A 16,018-nucleotide genomic window follows, 5' to 3' on the forward strand; every position below is an offset into this window, starting at 1 on the left:
CCTATACCTATACCTATACCTATACCTATACCTATACCTATACCTATACCTATACCTATACCTATACCTATACCTATTTACCTGGCATTGCTATACCTGTAGTGCGTAATCGGGCGCACAAAAAAAGCACAGCTCCTCGGGAGAGGCTGTGCTTTTTACAGTATTGAGAACCGAACTATTGGTACAGGTACCGCAGAGCTGTTCTGTCGTTGGAGTTGAAGTAGCGGTTCACGCCAGAGCCGATGCAGGCCAGCATCCAGGAGTTGGGATCGGCGCCGGTTGGCGTGCCCGGGATGTGCACCGCACCCACGGTAGAGGCACCCTCGTTGTAGTACGAACCACCGCAGCTATAGGCTCTGTTCATGTAGTCGGTGTGGCGGAAGCCGATGGTGTGGCCGATCTCGTGCGCCAGGATCGTGGCCAGGTAGTTGGTGCCCGGGTTGGTGCCCAGGTAGTCGGAGTTCACCTTCACGGAGTTGTAGGGGTTGCCACCGGAAGGGAAACCGGCAGAGGCCAGGTAAGAAGAACCGCTTGGGGCTTTGGAGATCAGGATGTTGTAGCCCGATGACACGCGGCGGAACTTCAGGCGCAGGCTCTCGGCGTTGAAGCGGCGGATGGCCTCGTCCAGCGCCGTTACATAAGAAGAAGGCAGGCTGGTGGTGATGGCCACGTTGATAGTGCGGCTGGTGCCCACGCTTACCAGGTTGTTGGTGCGGTACTGCTCCTCCTCGCCCACGCGCAGGGCTGTGGTTTCAGGAGAGCTTTGCAGGTCGCCCTCAGAGAAGAAGATGTCACCTTCCACAATGTAGCCACCCTCGGTGCGCTGCACATTGTCTGTGTTGAAACCCATCTCTGAGATTTTAGCCATGGCAAGGGGTGAAATCTCGTTGGCTGTAACATCGGCCTCTTCTTTCTGGCAAGAGGAAAAACCAAACATAGCCGCAAGGGCCAGGAGCGAAAGTAAACGTGTTGTTTTCATTAAAATATACTTTTATAGTTAAACATGGCGAAATATAGAAGAAAACAACACATCAAACAACACCTGGAATAAGCTGTAAATCAGGGTTTTAACAGCATTTTTATACCTAGAAAAAGGTTGCGCTAATAATGAACATTAAATATAACTTATATAAGAATTTAAGTATGCTTATGAAACTGGGTTGCAATAACATAGAGCGTCCGCAACTGAAAAAAATTTAAAAAAAATCAAAATAATTTTAAGCTTGGCTCTTTTTTAAAAACGTGTTAAAACACCGATTCCTAAAAAGCGGCGTACCGAAACATGGGCATAAAAAAAGCAGCTACCCGGGTGGGCAGCTGCTTTCGATAAATTTGTAGCAGGCTCTGTTACAGAATGTTGTTGACCTGTTCTTTTATTTTTTCCAGTTCTTCCTTCATTTCCACCACATGGTGCTGTATGGCCGAATCGTTGGCTTTGGAGCCGATCGTGTTGATCTCGCGGCCAATTTCCTGCGAAATGAAACCCAGCTTTTTGCCAGTGGGCTCGGGCAGGTATACCGTTTCGGTGAAGTAGTGCAGGTGGTTGATCAGGCGAACCTTTTCCTCCGCAATGTCGAGCTTCTCCATGTAGTAGATCATCTCCTGCTCATAGCGGTTCTGATCGTAATGGTCGGAGGTTGATACTTCCGTGATGTGATTCTTGATGCGGTTACGGATATGCTCCATGCGCACCGGGTCCTGCTTCTCCACCTCGGCCAGCAGTATCCGGATACGGTCGATGTAGGACATGATCTCCGTTGTAAGTGCTTTGCCTTCGTCGGCCCTGAATGAGTTGATGCTTTCGATGGCCTGCTGCACCAGCGGTTGCACGGTATCCCAGTCAGCTTCACCTTCCTCGTCTTCTCCCTGGTCCTGCTGCAGCACATCGGGCATGTGCAGGGCCAATCGGAAAAGGTCGGTTTTAGAGCCTCCCACCATGTCAGCGGCCGCATTCAGTTCCTCGTAGTAAGCCTTCAGCAAGTCTTTGTTGATATTGCTTTTGGCTCGCTGTGCTTTGTTCCTGGTATAGTCAACACAGATGCTCACTTTGCCCCGCACAAGCGCTTTGGTCAGCATGGTACGAATCTCGTACTCACGCTCCGAGAGGAAGCGCGGCAGACGCACGGTCAGGTCCATGCCTTTGGAGTTAAGCGATCTGATTTCGACGTTGATGGAATACTGGTCAGTATCGAGGCGGGCACTGCCATAGCCTGTCATGGACTGCAACATAAGCACTTTTTTGAAATGATGGTTTGGCAAATTAGGTATAATTCCTCACTTATACGCAGCCGGATGGCTAAAAGCTCAAAACCAGTCAGGCAGCAGGGGCCTGGTATTGTAGCGACCTTCGGGTTCGGGTATTATCTTTCTTGCGGGATCTTATACCTAGGGAACCAGTTGGTTGATCGCATCAATCATCGCCATCACCTCCGAAGGATGGCCATCAATGCGCTCCCCCCGCTTTTTGCCAAGCCGCACGATCACGAGCTCTTTCTCAGGTATAACGATGACGTACTGGCCCAGAATGCCGCGCGCGTAAAAAATAGATTGGCCTTTGTAATCCGGCAGCAGCCACCACTGGTAGCCATACTGTGTGGTCGGTTCGCCCGTGTTGGCATCGGTCAGGCCGCTTGGGGTAAGGGAGGCCTGCACGTACTCCGGCGCTACCAGGGTATCGCCCTGCCAGACGCCATTTTGCAGGTATAGCTGCCCGATACGGGCGAAGTCGCGGGCATTGGAGAAGAAGCAGCAGTAGGCCTTCTCGTTGCCAAGCGGATGATCGATGCTCCACTCAGCTTTTTGCTCGGCTCCCAGCGGGCGCCACAGTTTCTCCTCGGCATAGTCCGCCAGGTTCTTGCCGGTGGCCGCCTCCAGCACAAAAGCCAATATCTGGGTATCGCCGCTCTTATAAGAGAAGGCCTGTCCCGGCTCCTCCACCGCTTCCAGCTTTCGGACTACCTTCTTCAGGTCGGACCCATAATAGGCTTCTGTGGTAACGGAGAGCGGGTTGGCATACGATTCGTCCCAGTTCAGGCCGGAACTCATCCAGAGCAGATGCCGGATGGTGATCTTCGCTTTAGCCCCTTCTTTGAATTCGGGCAAAAAGTCCCCTACTGGTTGGTCAATGCTTTGAATCGCTCCTTCCTGCAGGGCTATACCTACCAGGATGCTCACAATGCTTTTGGCCACCGAAAACGAATTGCTCAGCGACTCTTCAGAATAGCCGTCCCAGTATTGTTCATACAGCAGCGAGTCGCGGTGTACGACCACAAAAGCGACTGATTCCAGCTCCTTGTGCAGTTGCTGCAACTCCTGCGGCAGCGTCAGCTGATTGTAATTGGTGGCGAGCGGCCAGGGCTGCGACGTATCGGCGGCCGCTATCTTGCGCTGGTGAAAGATCAGGTTGTCGTCAATATCGGCGAAGTTATGGTACAGGGCTTTGTACACATAGTTTTTGTCGGCCATGTGCAGCCAGGCGGCAGCTAGCCCAATCACCAGAATAAAGCCAATACCAAAGCGTTTGGTTCTCCAGTTCATGCCGCTGTTAGAAGTCGTAGCCTAAGGTGATATAAAATTTAGGCCCTTTGCGCGAATCGTCCTCCTCACTCCAGGCCATGTCGACCTTGCCATACACGCCAAACAGGGTGGTGCGTGCCCCTACCCCATAGCCCAGCAGGAACGGGTTGCGGTAGTTGATCACCGTGATCTCGAACGGACTTGTGTTGGTCTGGTCAATGCGGCCGCCAATCACGCGGGTGTTGATGGAGTTGTTACCTGTGAAGGGGTTGGTACCGTTGTAGGCCGACCCGGCGTCACCGAAGGCTGTAAACTGCAGGTTGCGGAAGAAGCCTGACGGAATAGGCCCGTCGTAGAGGTACTGCACAATAGGCACCCGCAACTCCAGGTTAGCCAGCAACACCTTGGACCCACGGCGCGCGTTGAAATTGAACCCGCGCAGCGGGGTGGTGTAGTCGAGGTAAAAGAGGTCAGCGGGTGTGCTCACCACGATGTCCTCACGAGTCGCTGTACCGTCGTCCTCCGATGCGAAAAGCCAGTTGTCCATCCCTCCGATCAGGAAGTTTTTGGGTGCATTACCGAAGAAAGCGCCATAGTTGATGCGACCAGCCAATATGATCTGCCGGTGTATTTTCTGGTAGCGGCGTACATCCAGGTAAAACTTGCTGAAGTTCTCCGAGCTGTGCTCAAAGTTTTTCAGGCTCATGATGCCTGCTTTCATGCGGGTGCCTTCCAGCATGTTCACACCGCGCACCACAGAGTTATCATAAACCAGTTCCACACTGCCGCCACCGAAGTAGTCGATCCTGTCAGGCGTCACGAAACTGTTGATGTAGGTGAAGCGCGTGTTCACGAACCGGGGCTGCATGCGGATACTGGTACTGTAGCTGAGCGGGTATACCAGTGTTGGAGAGAACTCGTGTTTGCCAAAGCGTACCACAGAGCCCGGAAACTCCGGTGCCTGGCCCACAATCACATCGCGTCGGTACTGCAGCCCGATGTCGAAGCGGTTTTTCAGGTTCATGTACTCGGCGAACATGCGGCTGGTCTCCAGGTCGGTGCGCACAAAGGCGTTGCCCCGGATATGATGGTTCTCAAACAGATCGCTCATGTTCACACCGCCCACTATACCGAAGCCCAGTTGCGGATCAGCGTATACCGACGTGATCACCTCCTGCACACTGAAGCGAAGGTCATAGTCGACGGGGCCCGCAATCGGAACACCGCCATCAGTGGTGCGGGCACGCTGTGGCGCTGCGGCTTGTGTTTTTGCCTGCGTTTCGGCTTGCTGCTGCTCTTTGGCATCGCTCTCAAACTGGTAGTTCTCAATGTCTACCTCCCCCTGTCGCTGCGTTCTCTTGGGTGTGGCCCCTTCCACGATCTTACGGGCAGTGGCGGCGGTGGAGGCAGAGGTTCGGGCACGGGTTTCCAGAATGATCTGCCGGGATGTTTTCGGCAGTGCCTCCTGGGTGGTGGGGCTGAATGTCGGGAAAGCGTACACAAAGCTACGGGCATCGTCCGTGGCCGTCAGCACCAGGGCATTTGCGTCGCCCCCAAAGTCGTAGCTTTCGATGTCCTGCAGGAAGTTGGTTAAGGGACGCCGAGCGCCTGTGGCGATGTTGTACTGGTACAGACTCCGCACCCCGGTCTCTTCGCTCAGGTATACCAGGTTGCCGTCTGCTGTGGCACGCGGGCGCAATTCACTTGCAATAGAGAAAGTGATTTGCTGTGCACTGCCCCCGTCACGCGGCATCAGGAAGATGTCGTAGTTGTTCACCACACCCGAGAAAGTGCCGGTTGCTGTCTGGCCTGTGGTGTCGACAAAGCGGTTGGAACTGAAGGCGATGTTGCTGCTGCCCCCTTTCAGGAAAACCGGTTGAATATCGTCGTAAATATCGTTGGTGAGCTGCTGTTGCATGCGGCCACCGCTGGAGAGCAGGTATAGGTCCGTCTGCCCATCGCGCACGGCGCTTACCAGCAGGGTATTGCCATCTTCGGAATAGCTCATGTCGCGTACCTGCGAGAACTGGCTGAGGGTAACGGCAGTCGTGCGGATGTCGTCAAAGATCGGGATGCGGGAGCGGCGGCGGGTGGAGTTGATCTGCCGCAACACCATCTGGCCGCGTCTCGCCTCCACAAAACCCAGTTGGGTATTGGTACGCCAGGCCAGCACGGGCAGCTTGTAATCGATGCGCTGGTCCACTGTTTTGTAGCCGCTCTTCCACACCACGCGGCTGCGGTTGCTGCCTACCTCCTTCACAATGATCTGGTAGCTTCCGTTCTCGTTTTCGGCATACGCCATCAGCGTACCGGCCGGGTTCAGCACAGGCTGGGTATAGTGGATGTCTTTTTTGTTCTTCTTGAAAACTTTGTTCTCTACTGGCAGACTTACCAGCGGATTCTCGCCGCGGGTGTTGATCTGCATGTAGTAGTTGTGGCAGTCCTGCAGGAAACGCTTGTAGGGGATGTTGAGACTGCTGGTTATACCTACCTCCGTATCGCGGGTGATGCGGGTCAGATTCAGGATGTTCTGGATGGAGGTATAGCCGTAGCGCTCGGCGATGTAGTTCCAGATAGCCTGACCGCCCAGTTGCTGATCGCGGGCCAGCACGTCTTCCATGCGAGCCTTATTGTTGACCATCAGCATATCGCGCACGTAGTTGTCCATGCGCAGGCTCCAGCCCTCGGCGGTATAGGCCGCCACTCCGCTGATGAACCAATCCGGCAGGCGCAGCAGGTAGCTGCTCTGCAAGGCTTCTTTCAGGCTGCCGCCATACATCATGTCGTTGAGCAGAAGCTCGGTCAGCTGGTAACTCAGGTCACGCTTGAAGTCGGTTTGGGTGCCGTCGTAGGCCAGTTCGAGCTTGTTTTTGAGGAAGAGCGTTTCGCCACCGGTCTGGAACTGGTCGCGCTGCATTCCGATGTTGCTTTGCTTCAGATCCGTCATCGAGTTGTAGACGATGAGCGTGATCTTGGAGTAAGGGTAGTAGCCAATAAAACTGGTGATGCGCTTCAGTTCGCGCTCGGCATACTCGGCTGCGTTGCGGGCCGACTGGTCGCCGCCTTCATAGAAGTAGATGTTAAAGTTTTGGGTGCTGTAGAGCTTCCAATCGAAATTCTTATACTGAATTCGGCTCCGGCCAAAAGTCTGCACATTAGGCTGGGCCATAGCCACTTCGCCTACCGCAGCACAGCACAGGAACAGTAACAATAACCTTATAGGAAAACGCATGCGCTTAGAGTTCTGGGTTATGGTGTTTTAGGTAGTCGTAATATAACGAATAATATCTCGAAATGTGTACGTCCGGCAGCAATTCTGTCCCCTCTATCAGTGCTTTGGCAAACAGATCGGCCAGGTATGGCGCCATCAGCACCCCTTTGGAGCCCATGCCGTTGAACACACTCAATTGCGCATGCTCCGGATGCCGGCCTACGAGCGGACGGCGATCGCGCACGGCAGGCCTAATACCGGCCCAATGCCTGCTCACCTGGTAAGTTTGTGTGGTAATCTGCTCAAAGCGCTCGCTTAGCTCTTCCTTGCCTTCGGGGCTTGGTAGCTCGTCGGGTTGGCGCCAGTTGTAGGTGGCCCCAATCTTAAAGCGGCCCTCTCCTACCGGAACAACGTAAACGGCTTTATTATAGATGCATTCCGGGTTAAAATCCTGTGTTTGTACCTCCAGCACCTCGCCTTTTGTCGGCTGCAACGGCAGCCACCTGAAGTACGGATTCTGCACCGCCTGCCAGCCTTCACAGAAAACCAGGTGACGCGCTGTTATGTTTTTATAAGCTATACCTTGTTCTGTTAGTTGCAGCTGATCCATCTCAAAGCGCTCCGGCAACAGCGCATTGTCCTGCTGCAGGTGTTGTAGCAGCAGATCGAGCGTTTCGGCAATGCGCAGGTAGCCGCCTTTTTTGATCATGATGCCGCCGAACTGGTCCTGAACAGATGGGTCCTGTCCGGTGCTTTGGGTATAGGTGGCGCCAATGTATTCGCTCCAGTTGCCTTCGGCGCTTTTGGCCATCCAGTTGTTCTGCTCCTCTATGGTGGAGAATACTTTGTAGATGGGTTTGTGAACGAAAAGCTGCTGCTTGAACCGCTCTTCCAGTTCGTCATAAAAACTGTCGGCATAAGGCAGCAGCGTGTCCACGAGCCAGGACTTGGCGAAGCGCTTGCCGGCCACCGGGTTTACCAGGCCGGCTGCCACGCGGGAGGCGGAGTTGGCTTTGGGTTCGTCGATCACCAGCACCTGCTGGCCCTGTTTGCGTAAAGTATAGGCCAGTGTGGCGCCGGCAATGCCATGCCCCACCACTACGAAGTCATAATTCATACAGGCAATTTACGACTTACGCCTGAAGTTCGTAACTTAGGAGCCGAATTTGTGGGCCCGCGCCCTGTGAAAGAGAACAACATGAACGTTACCTGTCTTACATTTAATCCCTTCCAGGAAAACACTTACCTGCTGCACGACGACACTAAAGAGTGCGTGGTGGTAGACCCTGGCTGCTATGAACTAGCCGAACAGCAAGAACTAAAGCGCTACATTGAAGCAAATGACCTGAAAGTAGTGCGCCTGCTCAACACCCATTGCCACATCGACCACGTGCTGGGCAACAAGTTTGTGGCCGATACCTACAAGGTGGAGCTGGAGATACACGAAAAAGAACTCGAGATTTTGCGTGCTGTACCGGTATACGCCCCGAATTACGGCTTTCAGATGTACAGCGGCACAGAAGCTTCTACCAATTACCTGAAAGAGGGCGACACCATTCAATTTGGCAACACCGAGTTGAAAATACTTTTTGCCCCCGGTCACGCCCCGGGCCATGTAGTGTTCTACAGCGAACCCGACAAGGTATGCATCGGCGGCGATGTGCTTTTCAAAGGCAGCATCGGCCGCACCGACCTGCCCGGCGGCGACTTCGACACCTTGATCAACAGTATCAGAACCAAACTATTTACGCTGCCGGATGAAACCGTGGTATACCCGGGTCACGGACCTGAGACCACCATTGCGTACGAAAAGAAGTTTAACCCATTCCTGCGCTAGCCCTCCGGATGAAAAAACACATACCTAACGCCATTACGTGCATCAACCTGTTTTGCGGCTGCCTGGCGCTATACTTCGCTTTCAACTTCCGGTTGGAGTATGCAGCCTATTTCATTGGTATAGCCGCCATTTTTGATTTTATGGACGGTATGATAGCCCGCGTGCTGAATGCCTACTCCGAGATAGGAAAGCAGCTTGACTCGCTGGCAGACATGGTTTCGTTTGGGGCCGCACCGGGCGCTATTATGTTTGCGTTGTTATCGCAGGCCGAAGCTTCTGTGTTAGGTATACCGGCTGATATTTTGCCTTTCTTCGGCTTTGTGATCACGATCTTCTCGGCGCTGCGCCTGGCCAAGTTCAACATCGACACGCGGCAGGCCGAATCCTTCATCGGAGTACCCACACCGGCCTGTTCCATGTTCATCGGCTCGCTGCCGCTCATATTGGCCACCTCCGGCAACCTGTATGATAACATCATCCTGAACCCATACTTCCTGCTGGCGATAACGGTCATCTTCTCATACCTGCTGGTGGCAGAACTGCCGCTGTTTGCGCTCAAATTCAAGAACCTGACCTGGAAAGACAACGCCGTCCGCTTCGTTTTCCTGGGCATCTCAGTTATCTTATTGGCGCTCGTTAAATTCGCCGCCATCCCTTTGATCATCGTGCTTTACGTGGTTTTATCGATCTTCAAAAAAACGCCTGCCCCCTCAAATTCTCCATTGGATTAGCGCGTATGCCGCACGCGGAGCGAGGGTCGCCCCAACGTACAGGCAAGGTATAACCGAACCAAGGGTGTTAGCATTAAGGCAATTGCTCGCCGACCTTGGACCTGCCTGTTCCGTAACCGCAATTAACACCGATTTATTTAGCTGAAAGGATAATCTTCTGTAAATTTATAGAGCGTATTATCCTTTCATTTATCAGTGCCTGCCATGCGGATTTTCTTGCTGCTGTATACCTGTCTGCTGTTTGGCTCCCTCCTGCCAGCGCCCCATGCCAAGGCACAGGAAAGCGCAGCGGCTACGCAGCAAGGGCAAACGGCAGCGCAACCATCTCGCACCATCACCCAGAGCACTGAAGGTACCCAAAGTGAGTTTGCCACTTCATCGGTGCTCAGCACAGGCAACTGGTATAAGATCGGCGTAACAGCGTCAGGTATACACCGCATCGACAGGGCGTTCCTGCAGTCGCTTGGCATCAATACCCAACAGCTCGACCCACGCACCCTGCAGCTTTTTGGCAATGGCGGCGGCATGCTTCCGCAACCCAACAGCGCCCCTCGCCCTGATGATGTGGTAGAGAATTCCATTTGGGTAGCAGGTGAAACCGACGGTCGCTTCGACGAGGCAGACTATGCGCTGTTTTATGCGCAGGGGCCTCATACCTGGCAGCGCACGGGCGACAAGCCAGCTTTTCGGCACAGTCACAATATCTATTCAGACACAGCTTACTATTTTATTCGGGTGGGGGCTGGCAAAGGCCTCCGGGTAAGTCAGCGTGACCAGGCAAGTGGGACAGGCCCAACTATCAGCAGCTACAACGAGCGCCTCTACCATGAGCGTGACCTGAAGAACATGGTGTACTCCGGCCGGGAATGGTATGGCGAGGATTTCAGCGCTTTTACAACTTCCCGCGAAATCAGCTTGCCTGTTTCGGACCTGGCGCCGGGCTCTGAGGTGCAGCTCACTGCTTTCCTGATGGCCAACTCTTCGGCGGAGAGTTCCTATACCTTGTGCCTCAACGGCCATACCCTGGGCACCCAGACGATCAGCGGGCGCGGCACCTTTCCTTACCACCCGGAAGGCATCAACAGCAGCAGGACCTATACCTTAAGCCAGCAGACTCTCGGGCAACTTACCGAGTTGAAGGTAGGTATCAGCTTCAGCACGGGCAGTAACCCCACGGCACTTGGCTTCCTGAATTATCTATCACTCAATTACGAGCGTCAATTGAAGCTTTATGGCGAGCAGACGAGTTTTCGGTCTATCGCCAGTACAGCCAATACGGTGAGTACTTTTCGGTTGGCGGGTACGGCTGCCACCACCCAGGTATGGGATGTGACGGACCCGTTGCGACCCGTCGCGCAGCAGACCACTACCTCAGGCTTAGATCTGATTTTTAGTGCTCCAACCGAAGTATTGAGAGAATTTGTCGCTTTCAAAAACGACACGGGCCTTCAACCCAAAGCCTTTGGCAAGGTGGCCAACCAGGACCTGCACAGCCACAACCTCGACGGCCGCCTCGATCTGGTCATTCTGACCCATCCCCGTTTTCTGCAGGAGGCCAACCGACTGGCAGCGCACCGTCAGCAGCACAGCAACATGCAATTGGCGGTCGTTACGACTACGCAGGTATACAACGAGTTTTCTTCGGGTGCCCAGGATGTGACGGCCATACGAGACTACATGCGCATGCTCTACAACCGCAGCAGCAAGCAGGGCGACGATGTGCTATACCTGCTCCTCTTTGGCGATGCGTCTTACGATTATAAAAACCGACTGCCTAACAACACGAATTTTGTGCCCGTGTACCAATCCCGGCAATCGCTGCACCCCATCAGCAGCTATTCTTCCGAAGACTACTACGGCTTTCTGGATACGGACGAAGGCGAGTGGGCGGAGAACAGTACAGGTGACCACCTGCTCGACGTAGGTATAGGCCGGCTGCCTGTCAAGACACCAGCAGAAGCCGCCGCCATGGTCGACAAGATCATCGCTTACGACAGTCCGGGGCATTTTGGGAAATGGCGCAGCCGGGTTACGTTTGTGGCCGACGATGGCGACTATAACGAGCACCTGAACGACGCCGAGTTCCTGAGCAGTTACTTGGATCGTGAGCACATCAACTACAACCCCAACAAGGTATACCTGGACCTCTACCCGCAACAAACCGTTGGCAACAGGCAACAGGCTCCTGCAGCCGTCGCGGCGGTTGATAAAGCCGTGGAACAGGGCTCGCTGATCGTCAACTACACTGGGCACGGCAACGAAGTCAGCTGGGCCTGGGAGCAGGTACTGACAGCGCCGCAGATCAACAATTGGCGGAACAAAGACCGGCTGGCATTTCTGCTGACCGCCACCTGTGAGTTTGGCCGCTACGACGACCCAAGGCGCTCCTCCGGCGCCGAACTCGCTCTGCTGAATCCGCAGGGCGGTGCTATGGGGCTGCTCACGACCACACGCCCTGTTTTCTCGAGTGACAACCGCGTGCTCAACCGCAATTTCTTCAAAGCGGCCCTGCATCCGGTGAACGGCCGCATGCCCCGATTGGGTGATATCGTGCGGCTCACCAAAAACAGCAGCCTGACTGACCAGACGAGTGGTTCAAGAGGTGTGAACAACCGGAATTTTACGCTCCTGGCTGATCCTTCGCAGCAACTGGCCTACCCGAATCTACAGGCTAGTATCACACAGATCAATGGCCGACAAGTTGCATCTGATACCCTCGCAGCGCTGGGCAAGGTGACCATGAAGGGCGTGGTAACAAACGCAGACGGAAGCATTGCCACGGATTTTGAAGGCACCTTGCACATCACCGTTTTCGAGAAGCCGATTACCCGCCGCACCCTCGGCGACAACACACCGGAGCGAAAAGACGAACCGCCTATACCCGGTGGCAAGCAACCTGTACCTGTTCAGGTGCGCGAGAACATAGTGTATGACGGTCAGTCCACTGTTAAATCCGGTACTTTCGAACTGAGCTTTGTCGCTCCCAAAGACATAGATGTCCGCTACGGTTTTGGCAAGATCAGCCTGTACGCCAGCGGCGCTGCACAAGACGCCATGGGGGCCGACACAACTATCGTGATTGGGGGCACTGCTATAGGTATAGCCGCAGACAACACGCCTCCTGTGGTCAAGTTATTCCTGGATGATGAGTCTTTCGTATCTGGTGGTACGACAAGCCAAAACCCGGTATTGCTGGCCAAGCTATACGACGAGAACGGGCTGAACACAGCAGGTATGGGATCGGGCCACGAGCTGGTAGCCATACTGGATGAAGCCACCGAACAGGCCATCGTGCTGAACGACTACTATACCGCCGACCGCGATAGTTACCAGTCAGGCTCGGTACGTTACCCGTTCAAGGATCTGCAGGAAGGTCGGCATACCTTGTCGTTGAAAGCCTGGGATACGCACAATAATTCAGCCGAAGAGCGACTCGAGTTTATTGTGTCCAACAACGAGAAGTTGACGATCACCCAGCTGCTGAATTACCCTAATCCCTTTTCAACAAGCACCACGTTTCATTTCGACCATAACAGGGCAGGCGAAAATTTAGATATCCATATACAGATATTCTCCGTATCAGGGAAACTGGTAAAGACGCTGCAAGGAACCAGTTATGCTAGCAAGTCGCACCAAGACGAAATAAACTGGAATGGGAGAGATGAATTCAACGATACATTAGCCCGCGGCGTATACGTTTACCGGATCATTGTACGTTCTCAGTATGATGGAGCAACAGCTACAAGTTTTGAGAAACTTGTGCTCTTGAATTAGTAAAATCCTATAATATTTCTATATTTGATTTTGCATCAACACCCTCTATATGTATAAGAAAAATTTACTTGTAAAAGCCACCGCATTTGTGGCTGCATTCTTTTCAGTGCACTTGGCATCAGCACAAACATCTACCATCGGACAGGATTCCCGTACTGTAACCACAGCTGTTCCCATCCTGACAGTAGCACCTGATGCACGTTCTGCCGGTTTGGGTGATGCAGGTGTTGCCCTCAGCCCGGATGCGAACGCACCACACTGGAACCCAGCCAAATTGGGCTTTGTGCAGAATGATATGAGTGTGAGCTTTTCTTATTCTCCCTGGTTGCGCAACATCGTAGATGATATGTCGCTTAGCTATCTATCAGGCTACAAAAAGCTATCCGAGACATCAGCTATCTCCGCCTCACTTCTATACTTTGATCTTGGCGATATTCAGTTTATCGATGCCAATGGCAATGACATCACAGAGTTCTCTCCCAAAGAGTATGCCTTGTCTGTTGCTTACGGACAAGCCTTGAGCGAGTACTTCAGCTTAGGTATAGGCGCACGCTTTATTCGCTCTAACCTGGCCGGCAACGTGACCATCGGTGGTGGCGCCTCTCCTTTCGAATCGAAGCCGGGCAACACAGCGGCTGTGGATGTGGGTGTATACTACAACCGCGATATTAGTCAGACACTGAACCTCGGTCTGGGTGCTAACATTTCAAACATTGGTGGCAAGATTGCCTATACCAATGGTGATCAGAAGGACTTTCTGCCAACTAACCTGAAACTAGGTACAGCAATTACGTATAATTTAGACCAGTACAACTCCCTTACTTTGGTACTGGATGCCAACAAACTTTTGGTACCATCGCCGGGCGCTGACAGCTCACAGACGGTTATCAGCGGTATCTTTACTTCGTTCGGCGATGCACCGGGTGGCTTTAGTGAAGAGTTGCAGGAGATCAATTTCTCCGGAGGTATAGAGTACTGGTACAACAACCTGTTTGCTGCACGCCTTGGTTATTTTTATGAAAACCCGGAAAAGGGCAACAGAAAGTATATCTCAACAGGTGTAGGATTGCGCTACCAGAAATTTGGAATAGACGCGGCCTACCTGATTCCGAGCGAAAGGGGCAACCCCCTTGCTGAAACCATTCGTTTCAGTTTGTCGCTAAACTTAGATTAAAAACTAATTACAGAATGCTTGATAGAACAAAAGCACCAGAAATACATGAAATAGAAGCAGTCACGCTACAGATAGCTGAAGTAAGTCACTTAAGCAACGGAGCCAGGCTGCATTATATAAAAAGCGAAACCCAGCCTGTCATCAGGCTGGATTTTGTTTTTAAGGCGGGGAAGTGGTACGAAGAACATGCTGGCGTAGCCGACCTGACAGGCAAGATGCTGTTTGAAGGCAGTATGAACTATACCGCCAAGCAGATCGCTGAGAAGGTGGCCTACTACGGAGCCTCTTTTGACAATAACCATGGCTATGATCGCTCGGAGTTTACACTCTACTGCCTCAGCAAGTATGTACCCGAGTTATTGCCTTTGGTACTTGATGTGTTGCAAAACCCGGTTTTTCCGACAGAGGAATTTGAGCTTCTACGCAAACGAAACCAGCAAAACCTAAAGGTACAGCGCCAAAAAAACAATTACCTGGCTACTCACAGCTTTACAAAGCTCGTTTACGGCGGTACCCACCCTTATGTATTCGGTCTAGACGAACATGCACTGGATACTATTGCAAAGGAGGAACTAGCTAAGTTCTACAAGAGCAGGTATAGCACAGAGCAACTGGAAGTCTTTGCCTGTGGCGCCATTGACGAAGAACTGGAGAAACTTCTGGAGAAAGAGATTGCTACTATGCAATTGACTGGAGCACCAACCGAGCCATTAGTATCAGATGGTAAGATAGCGAACGATGAAGATTTCGTGTTGATGCCAGAGAGTCTGCAATCCTCCATCCGGCTGGGAAGGCAGTTCCCTTTGATCGGGCACGAAGATTACCATAAGCTAGTTGTTTTAAATGAGATATTAGGCGGATATTTTGGCTCCAGGCTGATGCGCAATATCCGGGAAGACAAGGGCTATACCTACGGTATCTATTCAGCTATTTCGCCGAAGGAACAGGATAGCCTCTTTTTTATTGGCACAGATGTAAACTACCAGGTAACTGATAAAACAGTAGCAGAGATTCATAAGGAGATTAAGAAGCTACAGGACGAGTTGGTCCCGGAAGAAGAATTGCAAACTGTAAAGAGCTATATGCTTGGCAAATTCTTAAACGATATAGCTACTATCTTTGAACAATGTGATAGGTATAAACGCATTATCCTGCACAAGCTCCCGTATGAGCATTATAACAATTACATCAGTACCATTCGGGGTGTTACCGCTGAAGAGCTACGGGATCTTGCAGACCAATACATCGGGTTGGATAGCATGAAGACAGCCATAGCCGGTAAAAGGCCTGACTAAGGCTGATCCTTATATTACCGCTAACTATCAAAATAAAGAAGGCTGCCCGTGCTGGGCAGCCTTCTTTATTTTTGAAGCCTGTCCTATGATAGATAACCGGAGCGCCGGGCAGTGCCATCTTCCAAGTAAGGGCTCCGTTCAAGCAAGCGCCGGTCACGGCTGCCAGCCCTGCCTTGCCGGTCCCTTTGCGTAAGCCTGCTCCCCGAAGCGGTATAAACTTATACGGCCCCTACAAGGTGGCTGGCCTTTGCTCGGTAACGGGCAGGAAGCTGTGTGCCGGAAGCAGCTCCGTCACTGCTGGCTGTCTTCCATCGGCATTGCTTCCAACATTGCCTTGTCCTTGCATAGCCTCCACCTGGCTCTAGCCTTCCTTCCTTCCTTCCTTCCTTCCTTCCGCCTGCTACCTGGTTGGCGTGTAGTATAAATGAGTCAGCCCCTGACTCTTTGCGGGAATCAGGGGCTGAGGGGTTGGGGTTGGCG

At 52.7% G+C, this 16,018-nt stretch carries 10 protein-coding genes; 5 read left to right on the forward strand and 5 right to left on the reverse strand.

Annotation, left to right across the window (positions count from 1 at the left end):
- Positions 1–175: 175 nt before the first annotated feature.
- The 5 genes from Q4E40_RS20340 to Q4E40_RS20360 all read right to left on the reverse strand — a co-directional run bounded on the left by Q4E40_RS20340 (position 176) and on the right by Q4E40_RS20360 (position 7,844).
- On the reverse strand, positions 176–979 hold the full coding sequence (locus Q4E40_RS20340; protein ID WP_303415079.1) for a M57 family metalloprotease: 804 nt from the start codon (positions 977–979) through the stop codon (positions 176–178).
- Between the two features lie 368 nt (positions 980–1,347).
- Positions 1,348–2,229 carry a YicC/YloC family endoribonuclease gene (locus tag Q4E40_RS20345; RefSeq protein WP_303415080.1) on the reverse strand — a complete coding sequence of 294 codons (882 nt, stop codon included), beginning with the start codon at positions 2,227–2,229 and terminating at the stop codon, positions 1,348–1,350.
- Positions 2,230–2,385: 156 nt separating this feature from the next.
- Positions 2,386–3,537 (reverse strand): serine hydrolase domain-containing protein, encoded by a 1,152-nt coding sequence (locus tag Q4E40_RS20350; protein WP_303415081.1) that lies wholly within the window; start codon positions 3,535–3,537, stop codon positions 2,386–2,388.
- Positions 3,538–3,544: 7 nt separating this feature from the next.
- The gene (locus Q4E40_RS20355; RefSeq protein WP_303415082.1) at positions 3,545–6,748 is read right to left on the reverse strand and encodes a TolB-like translocation protein; all 3,204 of its coding nucleotides are present in this window, start codon (positions 6,746–6,748) and stop codon (positions 3,545–3,547) included.
- A 4-nt stretch (positions 6,749–6,752) separates the two neighbouring features.
- Positions 6,753–7,844 (reverse strand): NAD(P)/FAD-dependent oxidoreductase, encoded by a 1,092-nt coding sequence (locus Q4E40_RS20360; protein ID WP_303415083.1) that lies wholly within the window; start codon positions 7,842–7,844, stop codon positions 6,753–6,755.
- Positions 7,845–7,925: 81 nt separating this feature from the next.
- Here Q4E40_RS20360 and Q4E40_RS20365 point away from each other — a divergent pair, with 81 nt between their 5' ends.
- From Q4E40_RS20365 to Q4E40_RS20385, 5 genes are all read left to right on the forward strand, one after another.
- Positions 7,926–8,564, forward strand: coding sequence for an MBL fold metallo-hydrolase (locus tag Q4E40_RS20365; protein ID WP_303415084.1), 639 nt, complete (start codon positions 7,926–7,928; stop codon positions 8,562–8,564).
- 8 nt (positions 8,565–8,572) lie between these two features.
- A complete protein-coding gene (gene pssA / locus Q4E40_RS20370) occupies positions 8,573–9,295 on the forward strand; it encodes a CDP-diacylglycerol--serine O-phosphatidyltransferase (RefSeq protein ID WP_303415085.1) in 723 nt (240 codons plus the stop codon).
- 204 nt (positions 9,296–9,499) lie between these two features.
- A complete protein-coding gene (gene porU / locus Q4E40_RS20375; protein WP_303415086.1) occupies positions 9,500–13,069 on the forward strand; it encodes a type IX secretion system sortase PorU in 3,570 nt (1,189 codons plus the stop codon).
- A 49-nt stretch (positions 13,070–13,118) separates the two neighbouring features.
- The gene (gene porV / locus Q4E40_RS20380; protein ID WP_303415087.1) at positions 13,119–14,243 is read left to right on the forward strand and encodes a type IX secretion system outer membrane channel protein PorV; all 1,125 of its coding nucleotides are present in this window, start codon (positions 13,119–13,121) and stop codon (positions 14,241–14,243) included.
- A gap of 14 nt (positions 14,244–14,257) precedes the next feature.
- Positions 14,258–15,538: a M16 family metallopeptidase gene (locus tag Q4E40_RS20385; RefSeq protein ID WP_303415088.1), complete on the forward strand. Its 1,281-nt coding sequence runs from the start codon at positions 14,258–14,260 to the stop codon at positions 15,536–15,538.
- The last annotated feature ends 480 nt before the right edge of the window (positions 15,539–16,018 follow it).

Origin of the sequence: Pontibacter coccineus, from assembly GCF_030546575.1 — a bacterium.
GTDB lineage: Bacteria > Bacteroidota > Bacteroidia > Cytophagales > Hymenobacteraceae > Pontibacter > Pontibacter coccineus.